Here is a 26,406-nt window from a genome sequence, read left to right as displayed (position 1 = left end):
ATGAAATACGTCACCGCGAAACGCGCGGGCCTCGTGTCCTGCCATTCGTGCGGCCGCGTCGAACCGCGCATCCGCTCGGTCGCGCCGCAGCATTGCAGCCGCTGCGGCGCGCACCTGCACTCGCGCAATCCCGACAGCCTGATGCGCACGTGGGCGCTGCTGATCGCCGCCGCGCTGCTGTATATTCCGGCCAACCTGTTGCCGGTGATGCACACCGCGTCGCTGCTCGGCGCCGAGGACGACACGATCATGAGCGGCGTCGTCTACTTCTGGACCTCCGGCGACTGGCCGCTCGCGGTGATCGTGTTCGTCGCCAGCATCATGGTGCCGATGCTCAAACTCAGCGTGCTGGTGCTGCTCACCGTGACCGCGCAGCGCCGCTCGCGCTGGCGTCCGCAACAGCGCACCACGCTGTACCGGATGGTCGAGCGGATCGGCCGCTGGTCGATGCTCGACGTGTTCGTCGTCACGCTGACCGTCGCGCTGGTGCGCTTCAAATCGCTGGCCGTGATCACGGCCGGACCGGGCGCGATCGCGTTCGGCGCGGTCGTGATCCTGACCATGATGGCTTCCATGCAATTCGATCCACGGCTCATCTGGGACCCCGTGGAAGGCAGCACCCCAACCCCTCAGGATTCCAAACATGACTAGCCCGCAAGGACCGACGCCCGCTTCCGGTGACGCGCCGCGCAACGATTCGAACGGACCCAGCCTGCCGCCCCAGTTGCCCGACCCGGAGATCGAACCGCGCAGCCGCTGGCTGCCGTCGCTGGTCTGGGTGATTCCGCTGATCGCCGCGCTGATCGGCATCGCGCTCGTGATCCGCTCGGTCAACGAACGCGGCCCGGTGATCACGATCAGCTTCACCAGCGCAGAAGGGCTCGAGCCGGGCAAGACCCAGGTCAAGTACAAGGACGTGACGGTCGGCGCGGTGAAGACGATCACGCTGTCGCAGGATCTGTCGCATGTGCTGGTCGAGGTGCAGCTGACCAAGCAGGGCGGCAAGTTCGCGGTCAAGGATTCGCGCTTCTGGGTGGTGCGTCCGCGGGTCGGCGCGAGCGGCGTGTCGGGTCTGACCACGCTGCTGTCGGGCGCGTATATCGGCGCGGACGCGGGCCGCTCGGGCGATACCGCCGACAACTTCGTCGGCCTCGAAACCCCGCCGCCCGTCACCGGCGACCAGAAGGGCCGCCAGTACGTGCTGCACGGCGACTCGCTCGGTTCGATCGACATCGGCTCGCCGATCTTCTACCGGCGCGTGCAGGTCGGCCAGGTGGTCGGCTTCTCGCTCGACAAGAGCGGCACCGGCGTGACGATGCAGGTGTTCGTGTCGGCGCCGTACGACCAGTACGTCGGCACCAATTCGCGCTGGTGGCATGCGAGCGGCGTCGATCTGCGGCTCGATTCGAGCGGCTTCAAGCTGAACACGCAATCGCTCGCGACGGTGATCGTCGGCGGTCTGTCGTTCCAGTCGCCGCCCGGCCAGAACATGGGTCCGCAGGCGCCGAACGACCAGACCTTCCGGCTCGCGTCGGATGAGGCGGACGCGATGCGCGAGCCGGACGGCGTGCCGCTGCGGGTCGTGATGAACTTCAACCAGTCGCTGCGCGGGCTGTCGGTCGGCGCGCCGGTCGACTTCCGCGGCATCGTGCTCGGCCAGGTGACCAACATCGGCATCGACTACGATCCGAAAACGCGCGGCTTCACGATGCCGGTGACGATGAACATCTACCCGGATCGCCTCGGCAAGCGCTTCCGCGAAAACGCGCCGGCGCCGGGTACGCTCGCGGGTCAAACGATGCTCGAACAACTGGTCAAGCACGGGCTGCGCGGCCAGCTGCGCACCGGCAACCTGATCACGAGCCAGCTGTACGTGGCGCTCGACATCTTCCCGAAAGCGGCGCCGGCCAAGGTCGACGTGACCAGCGATCCGCTCGAGCTGCCGACCATTCCGAACACGCTCGACGAATTGCAGCTGCAGGTCGCCGACATCGCGAAGAAGCTCGACAAGGTGCCGTTCGACCAGATCGGCGACAACCTGAACAGCGCGCTGAAGAACGCCGACCGGCTGTTCTCGCGACTGGACAAGGAAGTCGTGCCGCAGGCGCGCGATACGCTGTCGGCCGCGAAACAGACCTTCAGCTCGGCCCAGGCGACGTTGCAGCAGGACTCGCCGCTGCAGTCCGACGTTCATCAGGCGTTGCAGGAACTGACGCGCACGTTGCAGTCGCTGAACGCGCTGTCGGATTACCTGGAGCGTCACCCCGAATCGCTGTTGCGCGGTAAATCAGGAGATAAACCATGATGTTTGCCCGGCTCCCCCGCTCGCCGCGCACGCTTGCGCGCGCTGCCGCGCAGGTCGGCGCGCTGGCCGCGGCGATCGCGCTGGCCGCGTGTTCGTCGCCGTCGAGCCGCTTCTATACGCTGGGCGGCGCAGCTAACGCTGACGGCGCGGCGCCGGCCGTCGCCCGCACCGCGAGCGCGCCCGCGTGGCTGATCGAAGTCGCGCCGGTCAACGTGCCGCCGCAGGTGTCGAGAAATCAGCTGGTCGTGCAGACCGGGCCGACCCAGGTGCAACTGCTCGAACAGGAGCGCTGGGCTTCGCTGCCCGGCGACGAGATCCGCCGCGCGCTGTCGACCGATCTGACCCAGCAGCTCGGCACGCTCGACGCGTTCGGCACCGCGCGTCCCGACGACGTCGCGGTGTACCGGATCGCGATGAACGTGCAGCGCTTCGAATCGTGGCCGGGCTCGCACGCGTTGCTCGACGCGGTGTGGAGCGTGCGCGCGGTGCGCAGCAATGCGGTGATGACGTGCCGCAGCGTGGTTAGCGAGCCGGTCGGCGGCGGTTATGACGCGCTGGTCGATGGGCACCGGCGCGCGCTCGAACAGGTGTCGACGCAGATCGCGGCGGGCGTGCGCGCGATGGTGGCGGCCGCGGGTGGCGCGACGGGCGCAGGGCGTTCGTCGGCGGCCGGCAAGGCGGCTTCGATTTCGGTGCCGCCGTGTCCTTCGGCGGCTACTTCCGCAGCAGCTAACTCGGCGGCCAACCCGGCAACCAACCCGGCGGCCAACTCCGCGGCCAGCGGCGCCGCCGGACCCGGCGCCTGACAGACCCGGTCGGCGCGGGTCAGACGAACACATGATTACTTGTGCTTCCTTTGATCTGCGTCAATTTTTCTTGCAACGTCGTGCAAACGTTGCATGCTGTACGCGAGTCAAAGCCCCTCCGGCAAAAGCCGTTGCCCGCCCCTGTTGCCGGGCAACGCGCGACGCGCTCCCCAACCTCCACCACGATGCTCGCCCGCGTGCGACCGAGGCGCGGCTGTCCGCCGCCTCGACCCCGTACCCGGGCGAGCGTGTGAGCAGGAAAAACCCATGTTCGACTCAATCAAACGAATCATAAAAAAGTGGCGTGCGTCGCGTGACGGCGGCCATCAGCTCGACGCGCTACTGGCGATCGCGGACCGCGACGCGCCTTACGCGGAACGCAGCGCGTGGCTGATCGACCTCGCGCACTGGATTCGCCGCGGTAACGCGGTGCGTGGCGGCGCGAACGCGCCGACGGCGGCTGCAACGGGCGCAGCTTCCGCGCCTGCCTCGACCGCCGCGGACGAGACCGTCAACGCGGCGAGCACGGCAAACGCGACGCACGCCGCCGCCAACCCCGCTCCCATCAAAGCATCGATCCCCGCCCACACGCGCATCCGCTACCTGCTGCACGTACTCGACCGCAACCCCGCATGGAAAGCGAATGTCGCCGGCATCCTGCGCGCGCTGCTGCGCGAAAGCGATGGCCTGTCGCTGCTGTGCGACGCCGGGATGCCGGTCCACTCGGGGCTGGTCGGCGCGGTGTTCGAGCGCGTCGAGGCGGCGCTGATCCCGCCCGCGCCGAACCGTCGCGAGCTCAGCGCGATCGTCACGCTGATGTTCGGCTCCGAGCGCGACGCCGACTGGATCGACTCGCTGCCCACCGATCTGCTGGTGCGGATTCACGCGCTGTTCGACTACGCGCGCGACACCGACGAAGCCGGCGACAGCACCCCGTTCTCGCTCGATCTGCTGGCCGCGCTGCACAACCTGACCTGCCAGATCAGCTCGACCGGTCTGTCGCAGACGGTGCGCAGCCGCCTCGGCGGCAATCACGACACGAGCGACGAGCACGACGCTCACGACGAGCACACCGATCACGGCACCGACACCGCCGACATGCGCGTCGCGATGGAAAGCCAGCCGTTCTACCGCCTCACCCGCGCGATGCTCGCGCTGGAGACCGCGCATCAGGCGTACACGGCCGGCGGCCCGCAGGAGCCGCTACTGCGCGAGGTCAACTATCTGCGTCTGCTGCTCGACGAATGCCGCAGCGCGACCGGCAACGTGTTCGCGCATCTGTATCGCAACGGCGTGAGCGTCGATATCGTGTTTCAGGTCGAGCGGATGCGTATGCGGATCGAACGCGCCGAGCATCTGCTCGATGCGTGGATGGCCCAGCACGATCCGCACGCGGGCGCGCGCCTGACCGCCGAACTGGTGCGCGCGAACCTCGCGAGCCAGAGCGTCGCGCACCTCGCGCGCAGTAATTTCTCGCTGCTCGCGCGCAAGGTGGTCGAGTACAGCGCCGACACCGGCGAGCACTACATCGCGCGCGACCGCGCCGAATATCTGAAGATGATGCGGATGGCGGCCGGCGGCGGCCTCGTCACGGTGGTCACCGTGTGCGTGAAATTCGCGATCACCGGCGTGCATTTCCCCGCGATGTTCGAAGGCCTGCTGGCCGGCATCAACTACGCGGCCAGCTTCCTGCTGATGCACTTCCTGCACTTCTCGCTCGCCACCAAGCAACCGGCGATGACCGCGCCGACGCTCGCACGCGAACTCGACGGAGTCGGCACGCCAGCCGGCGTCGACAGCTTCGTCAGTTCGGTGACCGCGCTGATGCGCACCCAGGCCGCCGCGGTGCTCGGCAACGTGCTGCTGGTGTTCCCGGTGTGTCTCGGCGTCGATCTGCTGTGGCACGCGCTGTTTCACACCGACCTGATCTCGTCGGACAAGGCGCTCGCGACGCTGCGCTCGTTCTCGCTGCTCGGGCCGACGCCGTTCTACGCGGCGCTGACCGGCGTGCTGCTGTGGTCGTCGAGTCTGCTGGCCGGCTGGGCCGACAACTGGTTCATCCTGCACCGGGTCGGCGACGCGCTCGCCTACAACCGCCGCCTGCGCCTGACGCTCGGCGCGGCGGGCGCCGCGCGTCTCGCGCGCTTTTGCCGGAGCAACGTCGCCGGGGTGGTCGGCAATATCACGCTCGGCCTGATGCTCGGCCTCGTGCCGGCGATCCTGACCGCGTTCGCGTTCAGTTTCGAAGTGCGGCACGTGACGCTCAGCGCCGGTTCGATCGGCGTCGCGCTCGGCGTACTCGGCCCCGATGCGCTGAAGTTGCCGGCGTTGTGGTGGGCGGTGGCGGGCGTCGCCAGCATGGCGATTCTGAACGTCGCGGTCAGTTTCGCGCTGGCGTTCTATATGGCGGTCAAATCGCGCGACTTGCGGCGCAATGCGGTGCGCTCGCTGCGCGGCGCGATCTGGCAACGGCTCAAACGGCGACCGCTGGAACTGGTATGGCCGGTGACCGGGCCGGCGCACCCCGACCGCGTACAATAGCGCCTTATTCAACGCCTTCCGGCAACCTAATGTCCTTCGATTTCTTCCTCCCCTGCCCGCGCGGTCTCGAAGCCCCGCTCGCGGCCGAACTCGCCGAAATTGCCGCCAGGCATCTGCACGGCGCCGCCTTCACGGCCGGCGCCCAGGTGCCCGGCGGCGTGCATTTTCGCGGCGGCTGGGCCGCCGGCATGGCGGCCAACCTGCATTCGCGCCTCGCGAGCCGCGTGCTGCTGAAAATCGCGCAACGGCCGTACCGCAACGAGCAGGACATCTACGCGCTCGCGGTCGAGCAGCGCTGGGAGCAGTGGTTCTCCGCGCACGAAACGCTGCGCGTCGACGTCACCGCGATCAAGTCGCCGCTGCGCAGCCTCGAATTCACGACGCTGCGCGTGAAGGATGCGATCTGCGACCGGCTGCGCGAAAAGAGCGGCGCGCGCCCGAGCATCGATACCGCGATGCCCGACGTGCGCGTGTTCGCATTCCTGACCGCGACCGACTGCACGCTGTACCTCGACACCTCCGGCGACCCGCTGTTCAAACGCGGCTGGCGGCTGGACAAGGGCGCGGCGCCGCTGCGCGAAAACCTCGCGGCGGGGATTCTGCGCCTGACCGGCTGGCAGGCCGGCACGCCGCTGTACGACCCGATGTGCGGCAGCGGCACGTTCCTCGCGGAAGCCGCGCAGGTCGCGCTGAATATCGCGCCGGGCGCCGAGCGCCAGTTCGGCTTCGAGAAGCTCAAGCAGTTCGATTCGAAGGCCTGGCGCGAGCTGAAAAACGCCGCGCTCGACGCGAAGAACGCCGCGCGCGGCTCGCGCGCCGATCTGCAGATTTTCGGCAGCGAAATCTCGATCAACATGCTCGATAAGGCGCGCGCGAATTTCGAGCGGGCCGGTCTGCCGCAGATCCAGCTCAAGCAGCTCGACGCGCGCGACATGACGCCGCCGAGTTCGGCGCCGGGCATTCTGGTCGCGAATCCGCCGTACGGCGAGCGGATCGAAGTGCGCGGCCGCAATGCGCGCGGCGAGTTGCGCGAAGACCGCGGCAATCGCGAGCAGCGCGACGACGGCTTCCGGCGGATTCAGGAAGAAGCGCCGGACAGCGAGTTCTTCCAGCTGTTCGGCAACGCGTTGAAGCAGCGCTTCACCGGCTGGCACGCGTTCATTCTGACGTCGGATCGCAAGCTGCCGGGGCAACTGCGGCTGCGCGAATCGACCAAGACGCCGCTCTTTAACGGCGCGCTCGAATGCCGTCTGTTCCGCTTCGATCTGATCGCGGGCAGCGTGCGGCAGCGGCCGCAAAGCGATACGCCGGCGGGCTAAGGCCGGCGCATTGCGGGCGCGCTGCGTCGTTGTCGCGCAATCTACGACAACGACGCACGCGCTTCACACTCCGCTTCAAATTCCGCTACAAATTCCGCTTCACACTCCTCTTCACACCAGCGGCGAATCCGCCGTCATCCCCCGCACGGGCGTGGCTTGCGACTGCAACGCCTTAGCCTCCGCATCCGCGCGACGCAGCGCAGCCGGCAGCAGCGGCACCAGCGCGAGTCCGAGCAGCGACGCCAGAATCGCCACAAAGAATCCCGACGACGCATTGCCGGTCGCGGATTCGGCGAGACCATACGCATACGGTCCGACGAACGCGCCGATCAGCCCCAGCATGTTGATGAACGCGAGCCCGGCCGCCGCGCCGAAGCCGTGCATACGGCCCATCGCGATCGTCCAGTACAGCGTCAGCACGCCCTTGCCGAAGAACGCCAGGATCGCCAGCAGCGCGATCCGCACCAGCAGCGTCGGCACCAGCAGGAACAGCACCGAGCCGGCGATCAAACCGAAAGTCAGCAGCCCCAACAGCAGACAGTCGCGTTGCAGCCGGCGCTGGATGCGCGGCACGCCCAGCACGCCGATCACCGATCCCACGCCAATCGCGCTCGACAGCGCGCCGACCAGGAACGGCGTCTTCACATGCATCTGCTGGACGATCGCCGGCGTGAAGAAGATCAGTCCGATAAACGCGATCTGGTTGAAGAAGTAGATCAGGCCGATCAGCGTGACGAACGGCTTCAGCAACGCCTGCTTGAGCATCGCCAGCGTGATCTTGCCCGCGTGTGCATCGCCGCCGTTCGAGCCGACCGCGCGCGCGGTCAGCGCGTCGGCTTCCTGCTTCGACAGCCAGCGCGCGTCGTGCGGACGCTCCGGCAACTTGAACCACAGCAGCACGCCGACGAGGATCGACGGCACGCCTTCGGCAAGAAACATCCATTGCCAGCCGTGCAGACCGAGGTTGCCGTCGAGCTGCATCAACGCGCCGCCGACCGGATTGCCGATCAGCAGCGCCATGGCCGGCGCGGTGTAGACCCAGCCGACCGCGATCGAGCGGTCTTCCTGCGCGAACCACAGCGTGACCATGTACATCAGCGCCGGAAACAGCCCCGCTTCGGCCGCGCCGAGCAGCATCCGCATCACGTAGAACGAGCTCTCGCCTTGCACGAACATCATCGCCGCCGACAGCGCGCCCCACGTGATCGCGATCCGCACGATCCAGCGCCGCGGACCGAAGCGGTGCGCGGCCAGGTTGCTCGGCACTTCGAGCAGCGCATAGCTGAGAAAGAAGATGCCGGCGCCGAACCCGTAGGCGGCGGCCGACAGGCCGAGGTCGATCGCCAGCTGGCTCTTGGCGATCGATACGTTGGTGCGGTCCAGATACGACAGCAGGTAAATCAGGCACATCAACGGAATCAGACGCAGCATCGCTTTGCGCGTCGCCGCGCGATGCAGCGCATCGGCCGGTGCGGTGATGGGGGTACTCATCGAGAATGTCTCCAGCTGTATTCGAATAATGGTTAGAGCCGTTGGGCGCATGGCCCGGGGCGGCGCGCGGCCAGCCGGCTTGCGGCTCCCGTGCGGCGACGCCGCCTGCCTTTTCGTTGCGAGAGAGAAAAGGCCGCTGGCGAATCGACGGCAAGCGCGCTTGCCGTGAAGCGCACTTTGAAGGGATCGCCGGCGATTGACAAAGACCTTTTTGCGATGGAAAGCCATGCCCTGAAGGGATAGCTCGCGCGCGCGTATGCCGGAATTGGCTGGGTGGGGGTGGATTGCCGTGCGTTCGCACGCGGGGTTGCCGCGCGGTCGCCGGGCGAGGATCGCGTACGCGGCGAGCCGGGGCCGGGGCCGGGGCCGGCTCCCGCGCCTGGCCGCTATTCGCGCCTATTCGTCCGGCGTCGAAAGCTCCGTGGCGGGCCCGCCATCGCCGAGCCACGTCGCGTACTCGCGCCACGCGCCGTTGACCACCAGCTCGCGCACGTTGTCGCGCACGACATCGGCCATCGTGCGCACCAGCCGCGACGCACGCTGCTCGCGCAGCGTCGCGAGCGACACGGTCGAGCGGATCGCCGGCCGCTCGATCGGCAGCGCGCACAGTTCGCCGCGCTCCACTTCCTGCTGGATCGCGGTGTAGGTCAGCAGCGAATAGCCGAGCCCGCGCTTCACCAGCGCCTTGGTCAGCGTCACGCTGTCGACCTCGAGCACGATCCGCAGATGCACGCCGTGCTGCACCGCCGCCTGTTCGAGCACGCGGCGATTCGCATGCGGAAAGCCCGGCACGATCAGCGGCAATTCGGCGAGATCGCGGATCCGCAGCGGCTCGCCGCCGCGTCGCTCGATCACCGTGTCGTCCGGCGGTCCGACGATCACCATCGTTTCGCTGCACAACGGCAGCACGTCGAACGCTTCGAGCGCCGGCTGGTTGTAGACGATCGCCAGATCGACGCGGCGATCGAGCAGCCATTCCTGCAGCGAACTGCTGAGCCCTTCGCGGATATGCAGCCCGACCGCCGGCCAACGCGCGCGGAACGCCTCGACGATCGGCGCGGACACGTGCACGCCGATCGCCGGCGGCAACCCGAGCGCGATATGGCCGCTCAGCCGGTCGCCCGATGCGCGCACCTGCTCGCCGGTCTGCGCGACGAAGTTGATGATCATTTCCGCGCGTTCGAGCAGTTGCGCGCCGCCGCTCGTCAGCCGCACGCCGCGGCCGTGCCGCACGAACAGCGCGGTGCCCAGTTCTTCCTCGAGCTTGGCGATCTGCCGGCTCAACGCCGGCTGCGCGACATACAGTTCCGCGGCCGCGCGGCTGAAGCTGCCCACCCGCGCGATATGCACGAACGAGCGCAGTTCCTTGATTTCGATGATGGTCTCCCAGGACGCTCGCGGATACGCACGCGAGCTATGCTTTTGCGGCATAGATTCCCATCAGAAAAAGGTTTTTGTCAATAGCTCGCACGCGCGGCACAGTATCGAAAACCGGAGACATCCCTTCTTGAACTCGTTTTCAGAGCCCTTTACGCCCGTTACGCCGCTGTCCGGCACGGATAGCAATCAGGCATGGATCGACGCGTCGGGCGTCAGTTTGCGCTACGCGATCGATGGTTGCGCGGCGCAGGCACCCACACTCGTGCTGATTCATGAACTCGGCGGCAGCATCGCCAGTTGGGACGCGCTCGTGCCGGCGCTGCAAACGACGCGGCGCGTGCTGCGCTACGACCAGCGCGGCCACGGCGAATCGGAAAAAGTGCGCGGGCGCTTTTCGCTCGCCGATCAGGCGGACGATCTGCGCGCGCTGTGCGACGCGTTCGCGCCGCAGCAGCCGTGCTGGCTGATCGCGGCGGCGGCCGGCGCGGCGATCGCGGTCGAGTTCGCGGTCCGACATCCGGCGCGCGTCGCCGGCATCGTGATGTGCGCGCCGGCGCTCGACGTCGACCCGGCGCGGCGCAGCTATCTGCGCGATCGCGCGGAACTGGCGCGGCAAGACGGCATGCGCGCGATCGTCGACGGCACGCTCGCGCAGTCGTGGCCCCCGGTGTTGCGCGACGACCCGCATGCGTTCGAGCGGTATCGCGCGCGGCTGCTCGCCAACGATCCCGTCGGCTATGCACACGCCAACGACGCGCTCGGCGACATCGACCTGAGCGCGCAATTGCCGGCGCTGCGCTGCCCGTGCCTGCTGCTGGCCGGCGAGCACGACCTCCAGCGCCCGCCTGCGCGCGTCGCCGCGCAAGCCGCGCAAATTCCGGGCAGCGTGTTCGCGACGCTGCCGGCCGGTCACCTGATGGCGTTGCAACGCCCGGCGCAGTTGCTCGATGCGATTCGCGGCTTTATCGACGGAGGCCGCCGATGAGCGAAGCCATTCGACCCGCGTTGCTGATGGTGGCGATGGAGCCGCCCGCGTCGCTCGAAGAGGAGTTCAACGACTGGTACGACACCGAGCATTTTCCGCAGCGGCTCGCGCTGCCGGGCTTCGTGTCGGCGTCCCGCTGGGCGTGTATCGACGGCTGGCCGCGCTGGCTCGCGCTTTACGATCTCACGTCGCCCGATGCGCTCAATAGCGCTGCGTATCGCAGCGTGTCGGGCGCGCAGTCGACGCCGTGGAGCCGTCGCGTGTTGCCGCGCACCGTGGGCCGCTCGCGGGTGGTGGCGGTCGGACTCGATGGCCAGGACCATACGCAGTACGAACCGCGCGAGGTCTGCCGGCTGCTTGCGATGAGCGTGGCGTTGCCGCAGGACGCGGCAGCGAAATCGGCAGTGGCATTGGCCTCAGAAGCATCCGCATCCGCGCAGGCAATCATCGCCGCGGTCCGCGAAGCGCTGACCCCACGCGGCGACCTGCTGCAACTGCGCGGCTTCGTTGAGGATGACCAAACACTGTGGCTGTTCGCGAGCTTCGACTCGCCGGCCAGCGCGACGCTCGCCGCGCAGATCGGCCGGCCGTGCGGCGCGAGCATCAGGAGCTTCAACGTGTACGTGCCGTACCGGCGCAGCAGCTACTGACCGTGCAGCAACGCGCTCATGCAATAACGCAATAGCGCAGGAATGCAGTAGTGCAGCAACGCGCCGCCGCGCCCGCCCGCGGCAGCGCGAAAACATAACGATTGACGGAGACACAGATGGCCCAACTCAGAAAGCTGCACGTGCAGGTGCTGCTAGCGCTGCTGTTCGCGGTCGCGCTCGGCGTGCTCGCGCCGGCTACCGCAATCGCGATGAAGCCGCTCGGCGACGCGTTCATCGCTCTGCTGCGAATGCTGCTCGCGCCGATCGTGTTCTGCACCGTCGTGCATGGGATGTCGCACGTGCAGGACATGCGCAAGCTCGGCCGCCTCGGCGCGAAAACGCTGATCTACTTCGAGGTGGTCAGCACCTTCGCGATGTTCGTCGGCCTCGTGCTCGTCAACGTGTTCAAACCCGGCGCCGGCATGCACGCGACCCACCTCGAAAGCACCGGCAAGATCGCGCAGTTCGCGGCGTCGGCCGCGCATATGACGGTGACCGATTTTCTGCTCGGCATCGTGCCCGGCACGCTGGTCGGCGCGTTCGCGGCCGGCAACATTTTGCAGGTGCTGTTCATCGCGATTCTGGCCGGCATCGCGTTGAATCTGTCGGTGGGCCGCGATTCGATTCTGCTGCGCGGCGTCGGCGAAGCGCAGCGCGTGCTGTTCACGATTCTCGGCTTCATCATGCGGCTCGCGCCGCTCGGCGCATTCGGCGCGATGGCCGCCGCGGTCGGCAACTACGGCGGCGCGACGCTGCTGTATCTGATGAAGCTGGTGCTGCTCTACTGGGCCGGCTCGCTCGGCTTCGTGCTGCTGGTGTTCGGCGGCATCACCGCGTCGTGCGGGGTGTCGATCTTCGCGGTGCTGCGGCTGATCCGCGAGGAACTGCTGCTGGTGTTCGGCACCGCGTCGGGCGAAGTCGCGTTTCCGCGGCTTGTCGAAAAACTGCCGCAGGCCGGCTGCGACGAAATGGTGGTCGGCTTCGTGCTGCCGGCCGGCTACAGCTTCAATCTCGACGGCACCGGCATCTATATGGCGATGGCGGTCGGCTTCATCGCCCAGGCCACCGACACGCCGTTCTCGATCGGCCAGCAGATCGCGTTGCTCGGTGTGCTGATGCTGACCTCGAAGGGCGGCACGACGGTCGCGGGCGGCGCGTTCATCAAGCTCGCCGCGACGATGGAATCGGTGCGCGTGTTGCCGCTCGGCGGGCTCGGGCTGCTGTTCGGGATCGACCGTCTGATGGCGACCTGCACCGCGCTGACCAACATGATCGGCAACACGGTCGCGGTGATCGCGCTGGCGAAGTGGGAACACGCATTCGACGCCGACGCGTTTCGCGCATGGCGCGAGTCGCGGCCGGCGGCGTCGCCCGCTGTCGGTTCACGCGACGACGCGCACCAGAAAAACCCGGCGGCGCTAGCCACGCAGCGCTCGTCCAGCAAATAAGCACCACCCCTCATTTCGATCTGTATCACGCAACTGAAGGAACTTCGATGAAACGCATTGCCGATCTCGATCCCGCGCAGATGACTGACGCGCAACGCAGCGTCTACGACGCGATCGCCAACGGTCCGCGCAAAGGCGTGCGCGGACCGCTCGCCGTGTGGCTGCATCGTCCGGAACTCGCGCAGCACGCGCAGGCGCTCGGCCGCTATTGCCGCTATGACACGACGCTGCCGCCGCGGCTTTCGGAACTGGCGATCCTCACGCTCGCGCGGGTCTGGGGTTCGGAGTACGAATGGTTCGCGCACAAGCCGATCGCGCTCGAAGCCGGCGTTAGCGCCGAGATCGTCGAAGCGATCCGCACGCATGCGCAGCCGCACTTCACGCAAGCCGACGAAGCGCTGGTGCACGCGTTCCTGACCGAACTGCATCGCGACCGCAAGGTCTCGGATGCGCGCTACGCCGAGGCGGTCGAACTGCTCGGCGAAGCGGGCGTCGTCGACCTCGTCGGACTGGCCGGTTACTACACATTGATCTCGATGACGATCAACGTCTTTCAGGTGGCGCAGCCCGCGGGCGTGCCGAACGAACTCGGAGAATGAAGCAGATGAGCAAACGACTCGAAAACAAAGTGGCAATCGTGACCGGCGCGGGCTGCATCGGTCCGGGCTGGGGCAACGGCCGCGCGGTCGCGGTGCGCTTCGCCGAGGAAGGCGCGAAGATCTACGCGGTCGACCGCAATCTCGACGCGATGCAGGAAACCCTGGAGCGGGTGCGCGCGGTCGGCGGCGAGGTGGTCGCCGCGGCCTGCGACGTCACCGATAGCGCGGCGGTCGCGCAAATGGTCGAAGGCTGCGTCCAGCATTTCGGCCGGGTCGACATTCTGGTCAACAACGTCGGCGGCTCGGCGGCGGGCGGCCCGGTCGCGCTCGACGAAGACAAATGGGACGCGCAGATCGCGCTGAATCTGAAGAGCGTGTACCTGACCTGCAAGCACGTATTGCCGGTGATGGAAGCGCAAGGCGCTGGCGCGATCGTCAATACCTCGTCGACCTCCGGGCTGCGCTGGACCGGCGCCGCGCAGGTCGCGTACGCGGCGTCGAAGGCCGGTGTGATCCAGCTCTCGCGCGTGGTCGCGGTCGAATACGCGAGCAAAGGCATCCGCGTGAACACCGTGGTGCCGGGGCAATTGCATACGCCGATGGTCGAAGCGCGGCTCGCCGGCCAGCGCGCGGGCGGCGACGTCGATGCATTGCTGAAGCAGCGGCTCGCGCGGATTCCGCTCGGCTTCATGGGCGACGGCCGCGATACCGCGAACGCGGCGTTGTACCTCGCGTCGGACGAAGCGCAATTCGTGACCGGCACCGAAGTGATCGTCGACGGCGGCATGACCGTGCGCTGCGGTTAAGGGGTAACAGCAATGACCGTTCTGAAAAACTCCGACGCGCCGCTCGCGCATCCGCGCACGCCGCTGCTGCAACTGCCGGCCGGCAGCTGCGATTCGCACTGCCATATTTACGGACCGTTCGACCGCTATCCGCTGCCCGACGAGCGCAGCTTCAATCCCGCGCTCGCGCCTGAAACCGCATTGCGCGCGTGGCACGAACGCTTCGGCTTCAGCCGCGCGGTGATCGTGCAGAGCCAGGGGCACGGCTTCGATCACCGGCCGCTGCTCGACGCGCTGCGCGTCGGCGCGGGCCGCTATCGCGGCGTCGCGCTGGTGCGGCCGGACGATCCGGAATCGCTGATCGCCGACTACGACGCGGCCGGCGTGTGCGGCGCGCGCTTTCACTTTCTCGCGCATCTGGGCGGGCGCACCGATCTGAACGTGATCCGCAACGTCGCCGCGAAGATCCGGCCGTTCGGCTGGCATGTGGCGATTCACGTGGCCGGCGACGATATCGTCGAATACGCGCCGTTCATCCTGTCGCTCGACCAACCGGTCGTGATCGATCATATGGCGCGGCTCGATATCGGCGCGGGTCCCGACGGCGCCGCGATGAACGCGCTGCGCCAGCTGCTCGACAGCGGCCGCGTGTGGGTGAAGCTGAGCGGCGCCGATCGTCTGTCGAAAGCCGGGACACCGTTTCACGACGTCGTGCCGGTCGCCCGCGCGCTCGCCGATCACGCGCCGCAACGCGTGCTGTGGGGCAGCGACTGGCCGCACGTGAACCTGCACGGTCCGATGCCCGACGACGGCGATCTGACCGACCTGATCGCGCAAATCGTGCCGGACGAGCAGCAACGCCAGCAATTGCTGGTCGATAATCCGCGCGAGTTTTTTGGCTTCGAGTAACACCGAGTAAATCCCATGTCCTCATCCCCGTTGTCCGCCGCGCCACTTGCCGGCGCAGCCGAGAGCGCGCTGCAAAGCGCGTCGCGCAAGAACCTGCTGCGGCTCGTGCCGCTGCTCGCGATCGGCTACTTCTTCAATTACATCGACCGCACCAACATCGGCTTCGCCGCGCTGACGATGAATCACGATCTCGGCCTGACGAACAGCCAGTTCGGCGCGGCGGCGGGGATGTTCTTCATCGGCTATTGCCTGCTCGAAGTGCCGAGCAATCTCGCGTTGTATCGCTTCGGCGCGCGTCGCTGGCTCGCGCGGATCATGATTTCGTGGGGACTCCTGGCGAGCGCGTGCGCGTTCGTCGGCGGCCCGACCAGCTTCTACGTGCTGCGGATTCTGACCGGCGCGGCCGAAGCGGGCTTCTTTCCGGGCGTGCTGTTCTATCTGTCGTGCTGGTTCCCGGCGCGCAACCGGGTGAAGATTCTCGCGTGGTTCCTCGTCGCGATTCCGCTTTCGTCGGTGGTCGGCGGACCGCTGTCGGTCGCGATCATGACGATGGACGGCATCGCCGGATTGCGCGGCTGGCAGTGGCTGTTCCTGCTCGAAGGACTGCCCGCCTGCGTGCTCGGCGTGCTGACCTTGCTGTTGCTGCGCGACCGGCCGCAGCAGGCAAGCTGGCTGACCGAAGACGAGCGCGGCGCGCTGATCGACGCGCTCGAACAGGAGAACGCGCGCATTGCCCAGAAGAACTTCGGCGCGGCGCTGCGCGATCCGAAGGTGTGGATCATGACCGGCATCCTGTTCAGCTACTGGATCGGCATCAACGGGATCGCGATCTGGCTGCCGCTGATTCTGAAAGGACACGGCCTGTCGAATATGCTGGTCGGCTTTCTGTCGGGCTTGCCGTATCTGATCGCGGCGGTCGTGATGATCGGCTGGGCGCGCTGGATGGACCGCTCGGGACGCCATGTGCTGCACCTCGTCGCCGCGTGCCTCGTGGCGGCGGTCGGGCTCGGCTTCTCGGTGCTGTTCGATGCGCTCGCACCGGCGATGGTCGGCATCGTGCTCGCGGTGATCGGCCTGAGTTCCGCGCGGCCGGCGTTCTACAGCCTGCCGTCGCGCTATCTGAGCGGCGTCGCCGCGGCGGGCGGGATGGCCTTCATCAACGCGACCGGCAGCCTCGGCGGTTATGTCGGACCGTGGATGGTCGGCGTGCTGAAGGACGCCACGCATTCGTTCTTCGCGGGGATGGTCGCGATGTCGGTGATGCTGGTGGTCGCGGCGGCGTTGTCGGTGTTGCTGATCGTCGTGACGAAGGAAACCTGATCGACGAATCCTGACAGACTCACCGCCCTGCTGACACCACGCTGTCAGCAGCACCCCCGCACACTCCTTCTCACGCCATCCGGCGCTGAACCGGCCTACTGCCATCCGAAGGAGAGTGTCATGTCCGCCTTGCCCAAAGTCGTTGCGTGGTTCGAGATTCCGTCCGTCGATTTCGACCGCGCGGTGCGCTTCTACGAAGCCGCGTTCGCCACCACGCTGAACCGCCAGGAGTTCGGCGGCCAGCCGATCGCGGTGTTCAAGTACGAGGAGCCGGCCAGCGGCGGCGCGATCGTTCATAACCCGGCGCTGAAGCCCGTCGCGGGCGGCGTGATCGTCTACCTGAACGCGCAGCCCACCGTCGACGCCGCGCTCGCGCGGATCGAAAAGGCCGGCGGCAGGAGCGACGGGCCGGTGATCAAGCTGCCGCAGGATATCGGCTACATCGCGTTCTTCACCGATAGCGAAGGCAACCGGCTCGGCCTGCATTCGCTGACCAACTAGGCAACGGCCGCGCGAAGCTCGAACGCCCGCCGTCGCAACGGAAGCGCAGGCCATCATGCGGCGCTATCATCGCGGGACCGTCCCCCTCCTCCTCTACCCGACGCCCACGATGACGCGCCGCGCCGACCGCCTGTTCCAGATCGCCGAGCTGCTGCGCGGCCGCCGTCTGACCACCGCGCGGCAACTGGCCGACTGGCTGAACATTTCGCTGCGTACCGTCTATCGCGACGTGCGCGATCTGCAATTGTCAGGGGTGCCAATCGAAGGCGAGGCGGGCATCGGCTACCGGCTGTCGCGCTCCGCGAGTCTGCCGCCGCTCACCTTCACCGCCGACGAACTCGCCGCGCTCGCGGCCGGCGCGCGGATGCTCGAATCGTGGGGCGGCGCCGGCTTCGCGAGCGGCGCGCGTGGGGCGCTCGCGAAAATCGCATCGGCGATGCCCGCCGACAAGCGCGCGACGCTCGAACGGCTGGCGATCTTCGCGCCGTCGTTTCATATCAAAGGGGATTTTGGCGCGCAGCTCGACACGCTGCATCGCGCGATCGACGCCCGTCACGTGGTGCGCTTCGCGTACATCGACGCGAACGGCGCGGCCACCGAACGGCGCGTGTGGCCGCTCGCGCTCGCGTACTGGGGTGCGCGCTGGACACTCGGCGCATGGTGCGAACTGCGCGGCGACTTCCGTAACTTCGGACTGGAAAAGATCGACGCGCTCGAAGTACTCGAAACCTATCCGGATCAGGAAGGCAGACGGCTCGCCGATCTGCTGCGCCACGTGAACGCGAAATCGCGCTAGGCAAAAAAAATCGCGGCGTGGGGCGCCGCGATCCTGTTGCGAGTTAGCCGCAGCGAAGGCCTTATTCGACCGCCTTCACCATATCCTCGATCACCTTCTTCGCGTCGCCGAACACCATCATCGTCTTGTCCATGTAGAACAGGTCGTTGTCGAGCCCCGCGTAGCCGGCGGCCATCGAACGCTTGTTGACGATCACCGTGCGCGCCTTGTACGCCTCGATGATCGGCATCCCCGCGATCGGCGACTTCGGATCGTTCTTCGCGGCCGGATTGACCACGTCGTTCGCGCCGAGCACCAGCACCACGTCGACCTGACCGAACTCGCCGTTGATGTCCTCCATCTCGTAGACCATGTCGTACGGCACTTCGGCTTCCGCGAGCAGCACGTTCATATGCCCCGGCATCCGCCCGGCCACCGGGTGAATCGCGTACTTCACCTCGATGCCCTTCTCGACCAGCTTGTCAGTCAATTCCTTCAGCGCATGCTGCGCGCGCGCGACCGCCAGACCATAACCCGGCACGATCACCACGGTCTCCGCGTTGCCGAGCATGAACGACGCGTCGTCGGCCGAACCCGATTTAACCGGACGCTGCTCCGCCGAGCCGCCCGCCGCCGCGCCCGGCTCGTTGCCGAAGCCGCCGAGGATCACGTTGAAGAACGAGCGGTTCATCGCGCGGCACATGATGTACGACAGGATCGCGCCCGACGAGCCGACCAGCGAGCCGGCGATGATCAGCATCGGATTGTTCAGCGAGAAGCCGATGCCCGCCGCCGCCCAGCCCGAGTACGAGTTCAGCATCGACACGACCACCGGCATGTCCGCGCCGCCGATCGGGATGATGATCAGCACGCCTAACACGAACGCGATGATCGTCATGATGATGAACGGCAGCCACGACTGCGTGAGAAAGAACAGGATGCCGAAGCCGACCATCGCAATGGCGAGCATCAGGTTGATCAGATGCTGGCCGCCGTAGGTGACCGGCGCGCCCTGAAAGAGCCGGAACTTGTACTTGCCCGACAGCTTGCCGAACGCGATCACCGAACCGGAGAACGTGATCGCGCCGACGAAGGTGCCGATAAACAGCTCGATCCGGTTGCCGAACGGCAGGAAGCCCGGAATCGGGTAGTCGGGATCGGCGAGGCCGAACGCGGCCGGCTCCGACACCACCGCGTACGCGATACACACGGCCGCCAGACCGATCAGCGAGTGCATCGCCGCGACCAGTTCCGGCATCTTGGTCATCTCGACGCGCGCGGCGACGAACGCGCCGACCGCGCCGCCGACCACCAGCCCGAACAGCAGCAGACCGAGCCCGAGACCCAGGTTCGAGCCGAGCACTTCGGCCTGGCGCGAGATCAGCGCGATCGTGGTCAGGATCGCGATCGCCATCCCGACCATCCCGAAGGTATTGCCGATGCGCGCGGTCTTCGGATTGGACAGCCCCTTGAGCGCCTGGATGAAGCAGACCGAGGCGACCAGATACAGCAGCGTGACGACGTTCAGGCTCATTTACGCACCCTCCTTGCCGGCCACCGGGAGCTTCTTCGGTTCCTTCTTCTTGAACATCTCCAGCATTCGTCTGGTGACGAGAAAGCCGCCGAACACGTTGACCGCCGCGAGCGCGACCGCGACCGTGCCGAAGAACTTGCCCGCGCCGCCGACCGTGAGCCCCGCCGCGAGCATCGCGCCGACGATCACGATCGCCGAAATCGCATTGGTCACCGCCATCAGCGGCGTGTGCAGCGCGGGCGTGACGTTCCAGACCACGTGATAGCCGACGTAGATCGCCAGCACGAAGATGATCAGATTGATCACGGTGTGATTGATGACTTCCATCGCCGCCGCCTCCCTATGCCTTGCGCGTGACCTGACCGTCGCGCGCCAGCAGCGTGGCCGCGACGATGTCGTCCGCGAGATCGATGTTCAACGTGCCTTCCTTCGTGACGATCAGCTTCAGGAAGTCGAGCAGATTGCGCGCGTACAGCGACGACGCATCGGCCGGCACCATCGCGGCCAGATTCGTATAGCCGACCAGTTGCACGCCGTAGCGCACCACCACCTGATCCGCTTCGGTCAGCGGACAGTTGCCGCCGCGCCGCCCTTCGTACTCCGCGCCGCGGCCGGCTGCGAGGTCGACCAGCACCGAGCCGGGTTTCATCGCCTGCACGGTTTCGACCGAAATCAGCGTCGGCGCCGCGCGGCCCGGAATCAGCGCGGTCGAAATCACCACGTCGGCCTGCTTCGCGCGCTCGTGGACCAGCGCCGACTGGCGCGCGAGCCAGGACGGCGGCATCGGCCGCGCGTAGCCGCCCACACCCTGCGCGGCCTCGCGCTCTTCGTCGGTTTCGTACGGCACGTCGAGAAACTTCGCGCCAAGCGATTCGATCTGCTCCTTCACCGCCGGTCGCACGTCCGACGCCTCGATCACCGCGCCCAGCCGCTTCGCGGTCGCAATCGCCTGCAGGCCGGCCACACCCGCGCCGAGAATCAGCACGCGGGCGGCCTTCACGGTGCCGGCCGCGGTCATCAGCATCGGCATGAAGCGCGGATAGAGCGTCGCCGCGAGCAGCACCGCCTTGTAGCCGGCGATGTTCGCCTGCGACGACAGCACGTCGAGGCTCTGCGCGCGGGTCGTGCGCGGCGCCGCTTCGAGCGCGAACGCGGTCACGCCGGCCTCGGCGAGCTTGCCCGCGTTGTCGGCGTTGAACGGATCGAGCATGCCGACCAGCGTCGCGCCGCGCTTGAGCAGCGGCAGTTCGGAATCGGTGGGGGACTGGACTTTGAGGACGAGGTCGGCGCCGAACGCGGTGGCGGCATCGACGATTTCCGCGCCGGCCGCCGTATAGGCGTCGTCGGGAAAGCTGGCGCCGGCGCCGGCGCCGCTCTGGAGGGTCACCCGGTGGCCTTGCGCCACGTACTTCTTGACCGTTTCGGGCGTCGCGGCCACGCGGGTTTCATGCGCGCGCGTCTCGGCTGGCACTCCGATGTGCATCGTGGTTCCTCCTCGACTTCCTGTTTGACGACAGAGCTGCCGACGAGGCACGCCGGCTTGCAAATGCAACGGCTAACGCAGGCCCCACTGTAACCGAAAGCGCCACGGCGCAAAAATCGGGGTCAATGCTGGGGTGCGGGGCGTCTGCCGGCGGGTCCGGCAGCGGCCGCCGGCCGGTTCCGGCACCCGCTCCGACCGGCCCTGGCGCGCCCGCCGGCCGCTCATGGTGCGGCGCGGCCCGCCGCCCGGCAGGCGCCGCCCATAACCGGTAAAATGCGCAGCCATGAAACCGGAAACCTGGCTGCCGCACGTGACCGTCGCGGCGATCGTCGAGCGTGACGGACGCTTCCTGCTGGTCGAGGAACACACGTCCGCCGGCTTGCGCCTGAACCAGCCCGCCGGCCATCTGGAGGCGGGCGAAACCTTGCTGGAAGCGGTGATCCGCGAAACGCTCGAGGAAACCGCCCACCCGTTCGTGCCCGAGGCCCTGGTCGGCATGTACATGACCCACTTCGAACGGCCGGCCCGCGAGGGCACCACGTACCTGCGCTTCACCTATTGCGGCGCGGGCGGCGACGCGGACCCCGCGCTCGCGCTCGACGCCGATATCGTCCGCACCGTGTGGATGAGCGCCGACGAACTGCGCGCGTGCCCCGAGCGGCATCGCACGCCGCTGGTGATGCAATGTATCGACGATTACCTGGACGGCCGGCGTTTTCCGCTCGACTTCGTGCATACGCATTCGGTCGGGCCCAGACGGTAGAAGCCAGCGGTAGAACCCAGGCAGTACGAGCGCGGACAGAACCGCGGCGCAATCATCCAGTCATTACGGCAAGGCCGCCACGCGCGGCCACCCCACAGATCCACGCAGTGATGCAGCACCCAGTGAGTACCTTATGAGCAAGCGTAAAGTCGTAGTAGGCATGTCGGGCGGCGTCGATTCGTCGGTTACCGCGTGGCTGCTGAAGGAACAGGGCTACGACGTGGTCGGCCTGTTCATGAAGAACTGGGAAGACGACGACGACAGCGAATACTGCTCGACGCGGCAGGACTGGATCGACGTGGTGTCGGTCGCGGACCTGATCGGCATCGACGTCGAGGCGGTCAACTTCGCGGCCGAATACAAGGACCGCGTGTTCGCCGAATTCCTGCGCGAATACTCGGCCGGCCGCACGCCGAACCCGGACGTGCTGTGCAACGCCGAAATCAAGTTCAAGGCCTTTCTCGATCACGCGATGTCGCTCGGCGCGGAAACCATCGCGACCGGCCACTATGCGCGCGTGCGTGAAAACAACGGCCGCTTCGAGCTGCTGAAGGCGCTCGATCACACGAAGGACCAGTCGTACTTCCTGCACCGGCTGAACCAGGCGCAACTGTCGAAGACGCTGTTTCCGCTCGGCGAGATTCCGAAGACCCAGGTGCGCGAGATCGCCGAGAAGATCGGTCTGCCGAACGCGAAGAAGAAGGATTCGACCGGCATCTGCTTCATCGGCGAGCGGCCGTTCCGCGACTTCCTGAACCGCTATCTGCCGACCAAACCGGGCCCGATGAAGACCACCGACGGCAAGACCGTCGGTGAGCACATCGGCCTCGCGTTCTACACGTTCGGCCAGCGCAAGGGCATCGGTCTGGGCGGCAGCAAGGACGGTAGCGGCGAGCCGTGGTTCGCGGCCGGCAAGGACATTGCGAGCAATACGCTGTACGTCGCGCAGGGCCACGATCATCCGTGGCTGCTGTGCAATACGCTGGTAGCCGGCAATACCAGCTGGGTCGCGGGCGAGCCGCCGGCCGAAGGCTTCGCGTGCGGCGCGAAAACGCGCTACCGGCAAGCCGATGCGGCGTGCACCTTCAATGCCGCCGCAGGTACGTCCGCCATCGGCGACGGCCTGTTCGAGCTGAGCTTCGAAACCGCGCAGTGGGCAGTCACGCCGGGCCAATCGGCGGTGCTGTACGACGGCGACGTGTGCCTGGGCGGCGGCATCATCGAACGCGCGGTGACCGGCCAGCCGGCCGAGTTGCCGCAGGATCAGCCGGAGCCGCAAACGCGCGCGCAACGGCGCAAGCAGGCGCACAAGCGCGCGTCTGGCCAGCCGCAAGCCACGCGGCAAAAAGCGGCGCTGCTGGGCGAGCGTTGAGCGATGCGCAACGGCGAGCGCGGCGGACCGGGTGGCTTCGGCACACGCCCGCCGCTCGCCGCGCCGGCCGCGCTTGCCGCGCTTGCCGTGCTTGCCGTGCTTGCCGTGCTTGCCGTGCTTGCCATGCTTGCCATGCTTGCCATGCTTGCCATGCTTGCCATGCTTGCCATGCTTGCCATGCTTGCTGCGCTTGCCGTGCTTGCTGCGCTTGCCGTGCTTGCTGCGCCTGCCGTGCTTGCTGCGCCGGCCGTGCTTGCTGCGCGCAGCGCCTTCGCTTCACGTTCCGGTGCGCCACTCGCCGCACCCACGCTGCCCGCGTCACTTTCCCCGTTCACACCCGCTTCACTTTCGCATGCGACTGTTGGTGATTCGCACGCCTTAGCTTCGGACTTCCCACGTCCGCACACTGCGCGCTCGCGCCAACGGGCGCCGCGCCTTTCGTCTGAAGTGCGCCGTCCCGTGAGCCGCGACCGCCAGTTTTCCTTCGCGACGGATTCCGCCCGCGCCACCCGCGCGGACGCTCCCGCCGCAACGATCTTCATTGCACTGGAGTCCCCATGTTTTCTCGACGCTATCTGGCCATGTGGTGCGCGATCGCACTGTTCGCAGCCTGCGCCGCGCTCGCCGCGACGCATCATCTGTCGTGGTTCTGGATCATCGTGCCGGTCGCGCTCGTCGCGCTCGGCGTGTACGACCTGAAGCAGGAACGCCACGCGATCCTGCGCAACTACCCGCTGTGGGGCCATCTGCGCTTCATCTTCGAATTCATCCGCCCGGAAATCCGTCAGTACTTCGTCGAAAACGACACCGACGAAAAACCGTTCTCGCGCGCGCAGCGCAGCATCGTCTATCAGCGCGCGAAGAACGACGTGGACAGCCGGCCGTACGGCACCGAGCTCGACGTCAAGGCGATCGCGCACGAATGGATCAGCCACTCGCTCGCGCCGACGAGGCTCGACGGTCACGACTTCCGCATCGTGGTCGGCCCCGATCGCGCGCAGCCTTATTCGATGTCGATCTTCAACGTATCGGCGATGAGCTTCGGTTCGCTGTCCGCGAACGCGATCATGGCGCTGAACCTCGGCGCGAAGAAAGGCAACTTCGCGCACGACACCGGCGAAGGCTCGATGTCGAAATACCACCGCGTGCACGGCGGCGACATCATCTGGGAGATCGCGTCCGGTTACTTCGGATGCCGTAACGACGACGGCACCTTCAGCGCCGAGAAATTCGCGAAGCAGGCCGCCGAGCCGCAGGTGAAGATGATCGAGATCAAGCTGTCGCAAGGCGCGAAGCCGGGTCACGGCGGCGTGCTGCCGGCCGCGAAGATCACGCCGGAAATCGCCGAGACGCGCGGCGTGCCGATGGGCCGCGACTGCATCTCGCCGGCCACTCACTCGGAGTTCTCGACGCCGCGCGAGCTGCTCGAATTCGTCGAGCGGCTGCGCACGCTGTCGGGCGGCAAGCCGACCGGCTTCAAGCTGTGCATCGGCCATCCGTGGGAATTCTTCGGCATTGCCAAGGCGATGCTGGAAACCGGCATCCTGCCGGACTTCATCGTTGTCGACGGCGCAGAGGGCGGCACCGGCGCGGCGCCGCTCGAATTCACCGATCACGTCGGCGTGCCGTTGCAGGAAGGGCTGCTGCTGGTGCACAACACGCTGGTCGGGATCGGCCTGCGCCAGCGCATCCGGATCGGCGCGAGCGGCAAGATGATCACCGCGTTCGATATCACCAGGACGCTCGCGATCGGCGCGGACTGGGTCAACGCGGCGCGCGGCTTCATGTTCGCGGTCGGCTGCATCCAGGCGCAGACCTGCCACACCGGCCGCTGCCCGACCGGCGTCGCGACCCAGGACCCGGTGCGCCAGCGCGCGCTGGTGGTGCCGGACAAGGCGGACCGCGTGTTCAGCTTCCACCACAACACGCTGCATGCGTTGCAGGAGATCATCCAGGCCGCGGGGCTCAAGCATCCGGCCGAGCTGCGCGCGCATCACATCGTGCGGCGGGTGTCGTCGCATGAGGTGCGGCTGATGTCGGAGCTGCTGAAGTATCTGCAACCGAACGATCTGCTGAACGGCAACTATCGCTATTCGCTGTTCGAGAAGTACTGGCCGATCGCGCAGGCCGATTCGTTTTCGCCGAAGGTGGAGCTGGCGGCGAGCTGAGCCAGCGCCGCCGACTCCAAGGCCGCAGCCGCCGCAACGCACTCAGCGGCGGCGCCGGCCCGGCGGCGGCAATCCTGCCGCCCGGCCGCGGCGGTCAATCCCTCACCTGTCGCCCAAAAACCGCACCCCGGCCCGCCCTCCCCCGCAAAACGGGCCGTCCCGCTGTCCTTTCCGCTAAAATCTCGGGTTTAGCACTTCGCTCCACGGCCGCCTCGCGCGCTCCGGCGTACGCGGCACGGCCCCATGCCCGAAAGGCACTTCATGCTCACGTTTCAGCAAATCATCCTGACGCTGCAGTCCTACTGGGACAAGCAGGGTTGCGCGTTGCTCCAGCCGATCGACATGGAAGTCGGCGCGGGCACGTCCCACGTCCATACCTTCCTGCGCGCAATCGGCCCCGAGCCGTGGCGCGCCGCCTACGTGCAGCCGTCGCGCCGCCCGAAAGACGGCCGCTACGGCGAGAACCCGAACCGTCTGCAGCACTACTACCAGTACCAGGTGGTGCTCAAGCCGGCGCCGGAAAACATCCTCGACCTGTACCTCGGCTCGCTCGAAGCGCTCGGCTTCGACCTGAAGCAGAACGACGTGCGCTTCGTCGAAGACGACTGGGAAAACCCGACGCTCGGCGCGTGGGGTCTGGGCTGGGAAGTGTGGCTGAACGGCATGGAAGTGACCCAGTTCACCTACTTCCAGCAGGTCGGTGGGATTGACTGCAAGCCGGTGCTCGGCGAAATCACCTACGGCCTCGAGCGCCTCGCGATGTATTTGCAGAAGGTCGAGAACGTCTACGACCTCGTCTGGACCGAGTGGGAAGAGCAAGGCCCGAACGGCCCGGAACTGCGTCGCCTGACCTATGGCGACGTGTACCACCAGAACGAAGTCGAACAGTCCACCTACAACTTCGAGCACGCGAACGTCGACCTGCTGTTCACGTTCTTCAACAGCTACGAAGCCGAAGCGAAGCGCATGATCGAAGCGCAGATCGCGCTGCCCGCCTACGAACTCGTGCTGAAGGCCGGCCACACGTTCAACCTGCTCGACGCGCGCGGCGCGATTTCGGTCACCGAACGCGCGGCCTACATCGGCCGGATTCGCGCGCTGTCGCGTCTGGTTGCGCAGGCTTACTACGAATCGCGCGAAAAGCTCGGCTTCCCGATGCTCGGCAATCCGGTGCACGGCGTGCCCGGCCTCACCACCGACGAGCAGGAAGCCGCGATGCCCGCGTGGGCGCCGCCGCTGAAAGTCGAACGCAAGATCGATCAGGACTGACGA

General features: G+C 67.0%; 23 protein-coding genes. 18 read left to right on the top strand and 5 right to left on the bottom strand.

The features are described 5' to 3' along the window. The 5 genes from BTH42_RS02610 to BTH42_RS02590 all read left to right on the top strand — a co-directional run bounded on the left by BTH42_RS02610 (nt 1) and on the right by BTH42_RS02590 (nt 6,971). Nucleotides 1-651, top strand: coding sequence for a paraquat-inducible protein A (locus tag BTH42_RS02610; protein ID WP_075295474.1), 651 nt, complete (start codon nt 1-3; stop codon nt 649-651). After that, on the top strand, nt 644-2,305 hold the full coding sequence (locus BTH42_RS02605; RefSeq protein ID WP_075295473.1) for an intermembrane transport protein PqiB: 1,662 nt from the start codon (nt 644-646) through the stop codon (nt 2,303-2,305). The genes BTH42_RS02610 and BTH42_RS02605 overlap by 8 nt, the downstream gene beginning before the upstream one ends. Further along, nucleotides 2,302-3,111, top strand: coding sequence for a PqiC family protein (locus BTH42_RS02600; protein WP_083654647.1), 810 nt, complete (start codon nt 2,302-2,304; stop codon nt 3,109-3,111). Before BTH42_RS02605 ends, BTH42_RS02600 begins: the two co-directional genes overlap by 4 nt. A 267-nt stretch (nt 3,112-3,378) precedes the next feature. Continuing rightward, the gene (locus BTH42_RS02595; protein ID WP_075295471.1) at nt 3,379-5,652 is read left to right on the top strand and encodes a site-specific recombinase; all 2,274 of its coding nucleotides are present in this window, start codon (nt 3,379-3,381) and stop codon (nt 5,650-5,652) included. A gap of 29 nt (nt 5,653-5,681) precedes the next feature. Next, on the top strand, nt 5,682-6,971 hold the full coding sequence (locus tag BTH42_RS02590) for a class I SAM-dependent RNA methyltransferase (RefSeq protein ID WP_075295469.1): 1,290 nt from the start codon (nt 5,682-5,684) through the stop codon (nt 6,969-6,971). A 111-nt stretch (nt 6,972-7,082) separates the two neighbouring features. Here the strand turns inward: BTH42_RS02590 and BTH42_RS02585 are convergent, their stop codons facing one another. Together BTH42_RS02585 and BTH42_RS02580 are read right to left on the bottom strand one after the other, a co-directional pair. Further along, nucleotides 7,083-8,462 carry an MFS transporter gene (locus tag BTH42_RS02585; protein ID WP_075295467.1) on the bottom strand — a complete coding sequence of 460 codons (1,380 nt, stop codon included), beginning with the start codon at nt 8,460-8,462 and terminating at the stop codon, nt 7,083-7,085. A gap of 396 nt (nt 8,463-8,858) precedes the next feature. Further along, the gene (locus BTH42_RS02580) at nt 8,859-9,893 is read right to left on the bottom strand and encodes a LysR family transcriptional regulator (RefSeq protein ID WP_256701726.1); all 1,035 of its coding nucleotides are present in this window, start codon (nt 9,891-9,893) and stop codon (nt 8,859-8,861) included. Nucleotides 9,894-9,969: 76 nt separating this feature from the next. Between BTH42_RS02580 and BTH42_RS02575 the strand changes: the two genes are divergently transcribed. The 9 genes from BTH42_RS02575 (at nt 9,970) to BTH42_RS02535 (ending at nt 17,835) form a co-directional block, all read left to right on the top strand. Continuing rightward, nucleotides 9,970-10,827 carry an alpha/beta fold hydrolase gene (locus BTH42_RS02575; RefSeq protein ID WP_178392104.1) on the top strand — a complete coding sequence of 286 codons (858 nt, stop codon included), beginning with the start codon at nt 9,970-9,972 and terminating at the stop codon, nt 10,825-10,827. Next, a complete protein-coding gene (locus BTH42_RS02570; RefSeq protein WP_075295465.1) occupies nt 10,824-11,477 on the top strand; it encodes a DUF4286 family protein in 654 nt (217 codons plus the stop codon). The genes BTH42_RS02575 and BTH42_RS02570 overlap by 4 nt, the downstream gene beginning before the upstream one ends. A gap of 116 nt (nt 11,478-11,593) precedes the next feature. Continuing rightward, nucleotides 11,594-12,925 (top strand): cation:dicarboxylate symporter family transporter, encoded by a 1,332-nt coding sequence (locus BTH42_RS02565; RefSeq protein ID WP_075295463.1) that lies wholly within the window; start codon nt 11,594-11,596, stop codon nt 12,923-12,925. 47 nt (nt 12,926-12,972) lie between these two features. Then, nucleotides 12,973-13,524 (top strand): carboxymuconolactone decarboxylase family protein, encoded by a 552-nt coding sequence (locus tag BTH42_RS02560; protein WP_075295461.1) that lies wholly within the window; start codon nt 12,973-12,975, stop codon nt 13,522-13,524. Between the two features lie 5 nt (nt 13,525-13,529). Beyond that, nucleotides 13,530-14,330 carry an SDR family NAD(P)-dependent oxidoreductase gene (locus BTH42_RS02555; protein ID WP_075295509.1) on the top strand — a complete coding sequence of 267 codons (801 nt, stop codon included), beginning with the start codon at nt 13,530-13,532 and terminating at the stop codon, nt 14,328-14,330. Between the two features lie 12 nt (nt 14,331-14,342). Further along, entirely contained in the window at nt 14,343-15,218 is an 876-nt protein-coding gene (locus tag BTH42_RS02550) for an amidohydrolase (protein ID WP_075295459.1), read from the top strand. Nucleotides 15,219-15,233: 15 nt separating this feature from the next. Continuing rightward, complete coding sequence (locus tag BTH42_RS02545; protein WP_075295457.1) at nt 15,234-16,538, top strand: MFS transporter; 1,305 nt, start codon at nt 15,234-15,236, stop codon at nt 16,536-16,538. A 120-nt stretch (nt 16,539-16,658) separates the two neighbouring features. Next, on the top strand, nt 16,659-17,039 hold the full coding sequence (locus tag BTH42_RS02540) for a VOC family protein (RefSeq protein WP_075295455.1): 381 nt from the start codon (nt 16,659-16,661) through the stop codon (nt 17,037-17,039). Between the two features lie 55 nt (nt 17,040-17,094). Beyond that, nucleotides 17,095-17,835, top strand: a complete 741-nt coding sequence (locus tag BTH42_RS02535) for a YafY family protein (protein ID WP_075295453.1) — start codon at nt 17,095-17,097, stop codon at nt 17,833-17,835. A gap of 61 nt (nt 17,836-17,896) precedes the next feature. Here the strand turns inward: BTH42_RS02535 and BTH42_RS02530 are convergent, their stop codons facing one another. The 3 genes from BTH42_RS02530 to BTH42_RS02520 are packed head-to-tail and all read right to left on the bottom strand — an operon-like array spanning nt 17,897 to nt 20,831. Then, the gene (locus BTH42_RS02530) at nt 17,897-19,348 is read right to left on the bottom strand and encodes an NAD(P)(+) transhydrogenase (Re/Si-specific) subunit beta (protein WP_075295451.1); all 1,452 of its coding nucleotides are present in this window, start codon (nt 19,346-19,348) and stop codon (nt 17,897-17,899) included. Continuing rightward, a complete protein-coding gene (locus tag BTH42_RS02525; protein ID WP_075295449.1) occupies nt 19,349-19,675 on the bottom strand; it encodes an NAD(P) transhydrogenase subunit alpha in 327 nt (108 codons plus the stop codon). 13 nt (nt 19,676-19,688) lie between these two features. After that, on the bottom strand, nt 19,689-20,831 hold the full coding sequence (locus BTH42_RS02520) for a Re/Si-specific NAD(P)(+) transhydrogenase subunit alpha (protein ID WP_075295448.1): 1,143 nt from the start codon (nt 20,829-20,831) through the stop codon (nt 19,689-19,691). A 283-nt stretch (nt 20,832-21,114) separates the two neighbouring features. On the opposite strand from BTH42_RS02520, the gene BTH42_RS02515 reads away from it, so the two are divergent. The 4 genes from BTH42_RS02515 (at nt 21,115) to glyQ (ending at nt 26,403) form a co-directional block, all read left to right on the top strand. Continuing rightward, nucleotides 21,115-21,594, top strand: coding sequence for an NUDIX hydrolase (locus BTH42_RS02515; protein WP_075295446.1), 480 nt, complete (start codon nt 21,115-21,117; stop codon nt 21,592-21,594). Nucleotides 21,595-21,727: 133 nt separating this feature from the next. Next, complete coding sequence (mnmA, locus tag BTH42_RS02510) at nt 21,728-22,966, top strand: tRNA 2-thiouridine(34) synthase MnmA (RefSeq protein WP_075295445.1); 1,239 nt, start codon at nt 21,728-21,730, stop codon at nt 22,964-22,966. Between the two features lie 557 nt (nt 22,967-23,523). Then, nucleotides 23,524-25,134 (top strand): FMN-binding glutamate synthase family protein, encoded by a 1,611-nt coding sequence (locus tag BTH42_RS02500; RefSeq protein WP_075295442.1) that lies wholly within the window; start codon nt 23,524-23,526, stop codon nt 25,132-25,134. A 261-nt stretch (nt 25,135-25,395) separates the two neighbouring features. Beyond that, on the top strand, nt 25,396-26,403 hold the full coding sequence (gene glyQ / locus BTH42_RS02495) for a glycine--tRNA ligase subunit alpha (protein WP_075295440.1): 1,008 nt from the start codon (nt 25,396-25,398) through the stop codon (nt 26,401-26,403). Nucleotides 26,404-26,406: the final 3 nt, after the last annotated feature.

It is taken from the genome of Burkholderia sp. SRS-W-2-2016 (assembly GCF_001931485.1).
In the GTDB taxonomy this organism is placed as follows: Bacteria; Pseudomonadota; Gammaproteobacteria; order Burkholderiales; family Burkholderiaceae; genus Paraburkholderia.
Note: the sequence above shows the minus strand (reverse complement) of the source record. Positions and strands in the feature narration are given on the sequence as shown.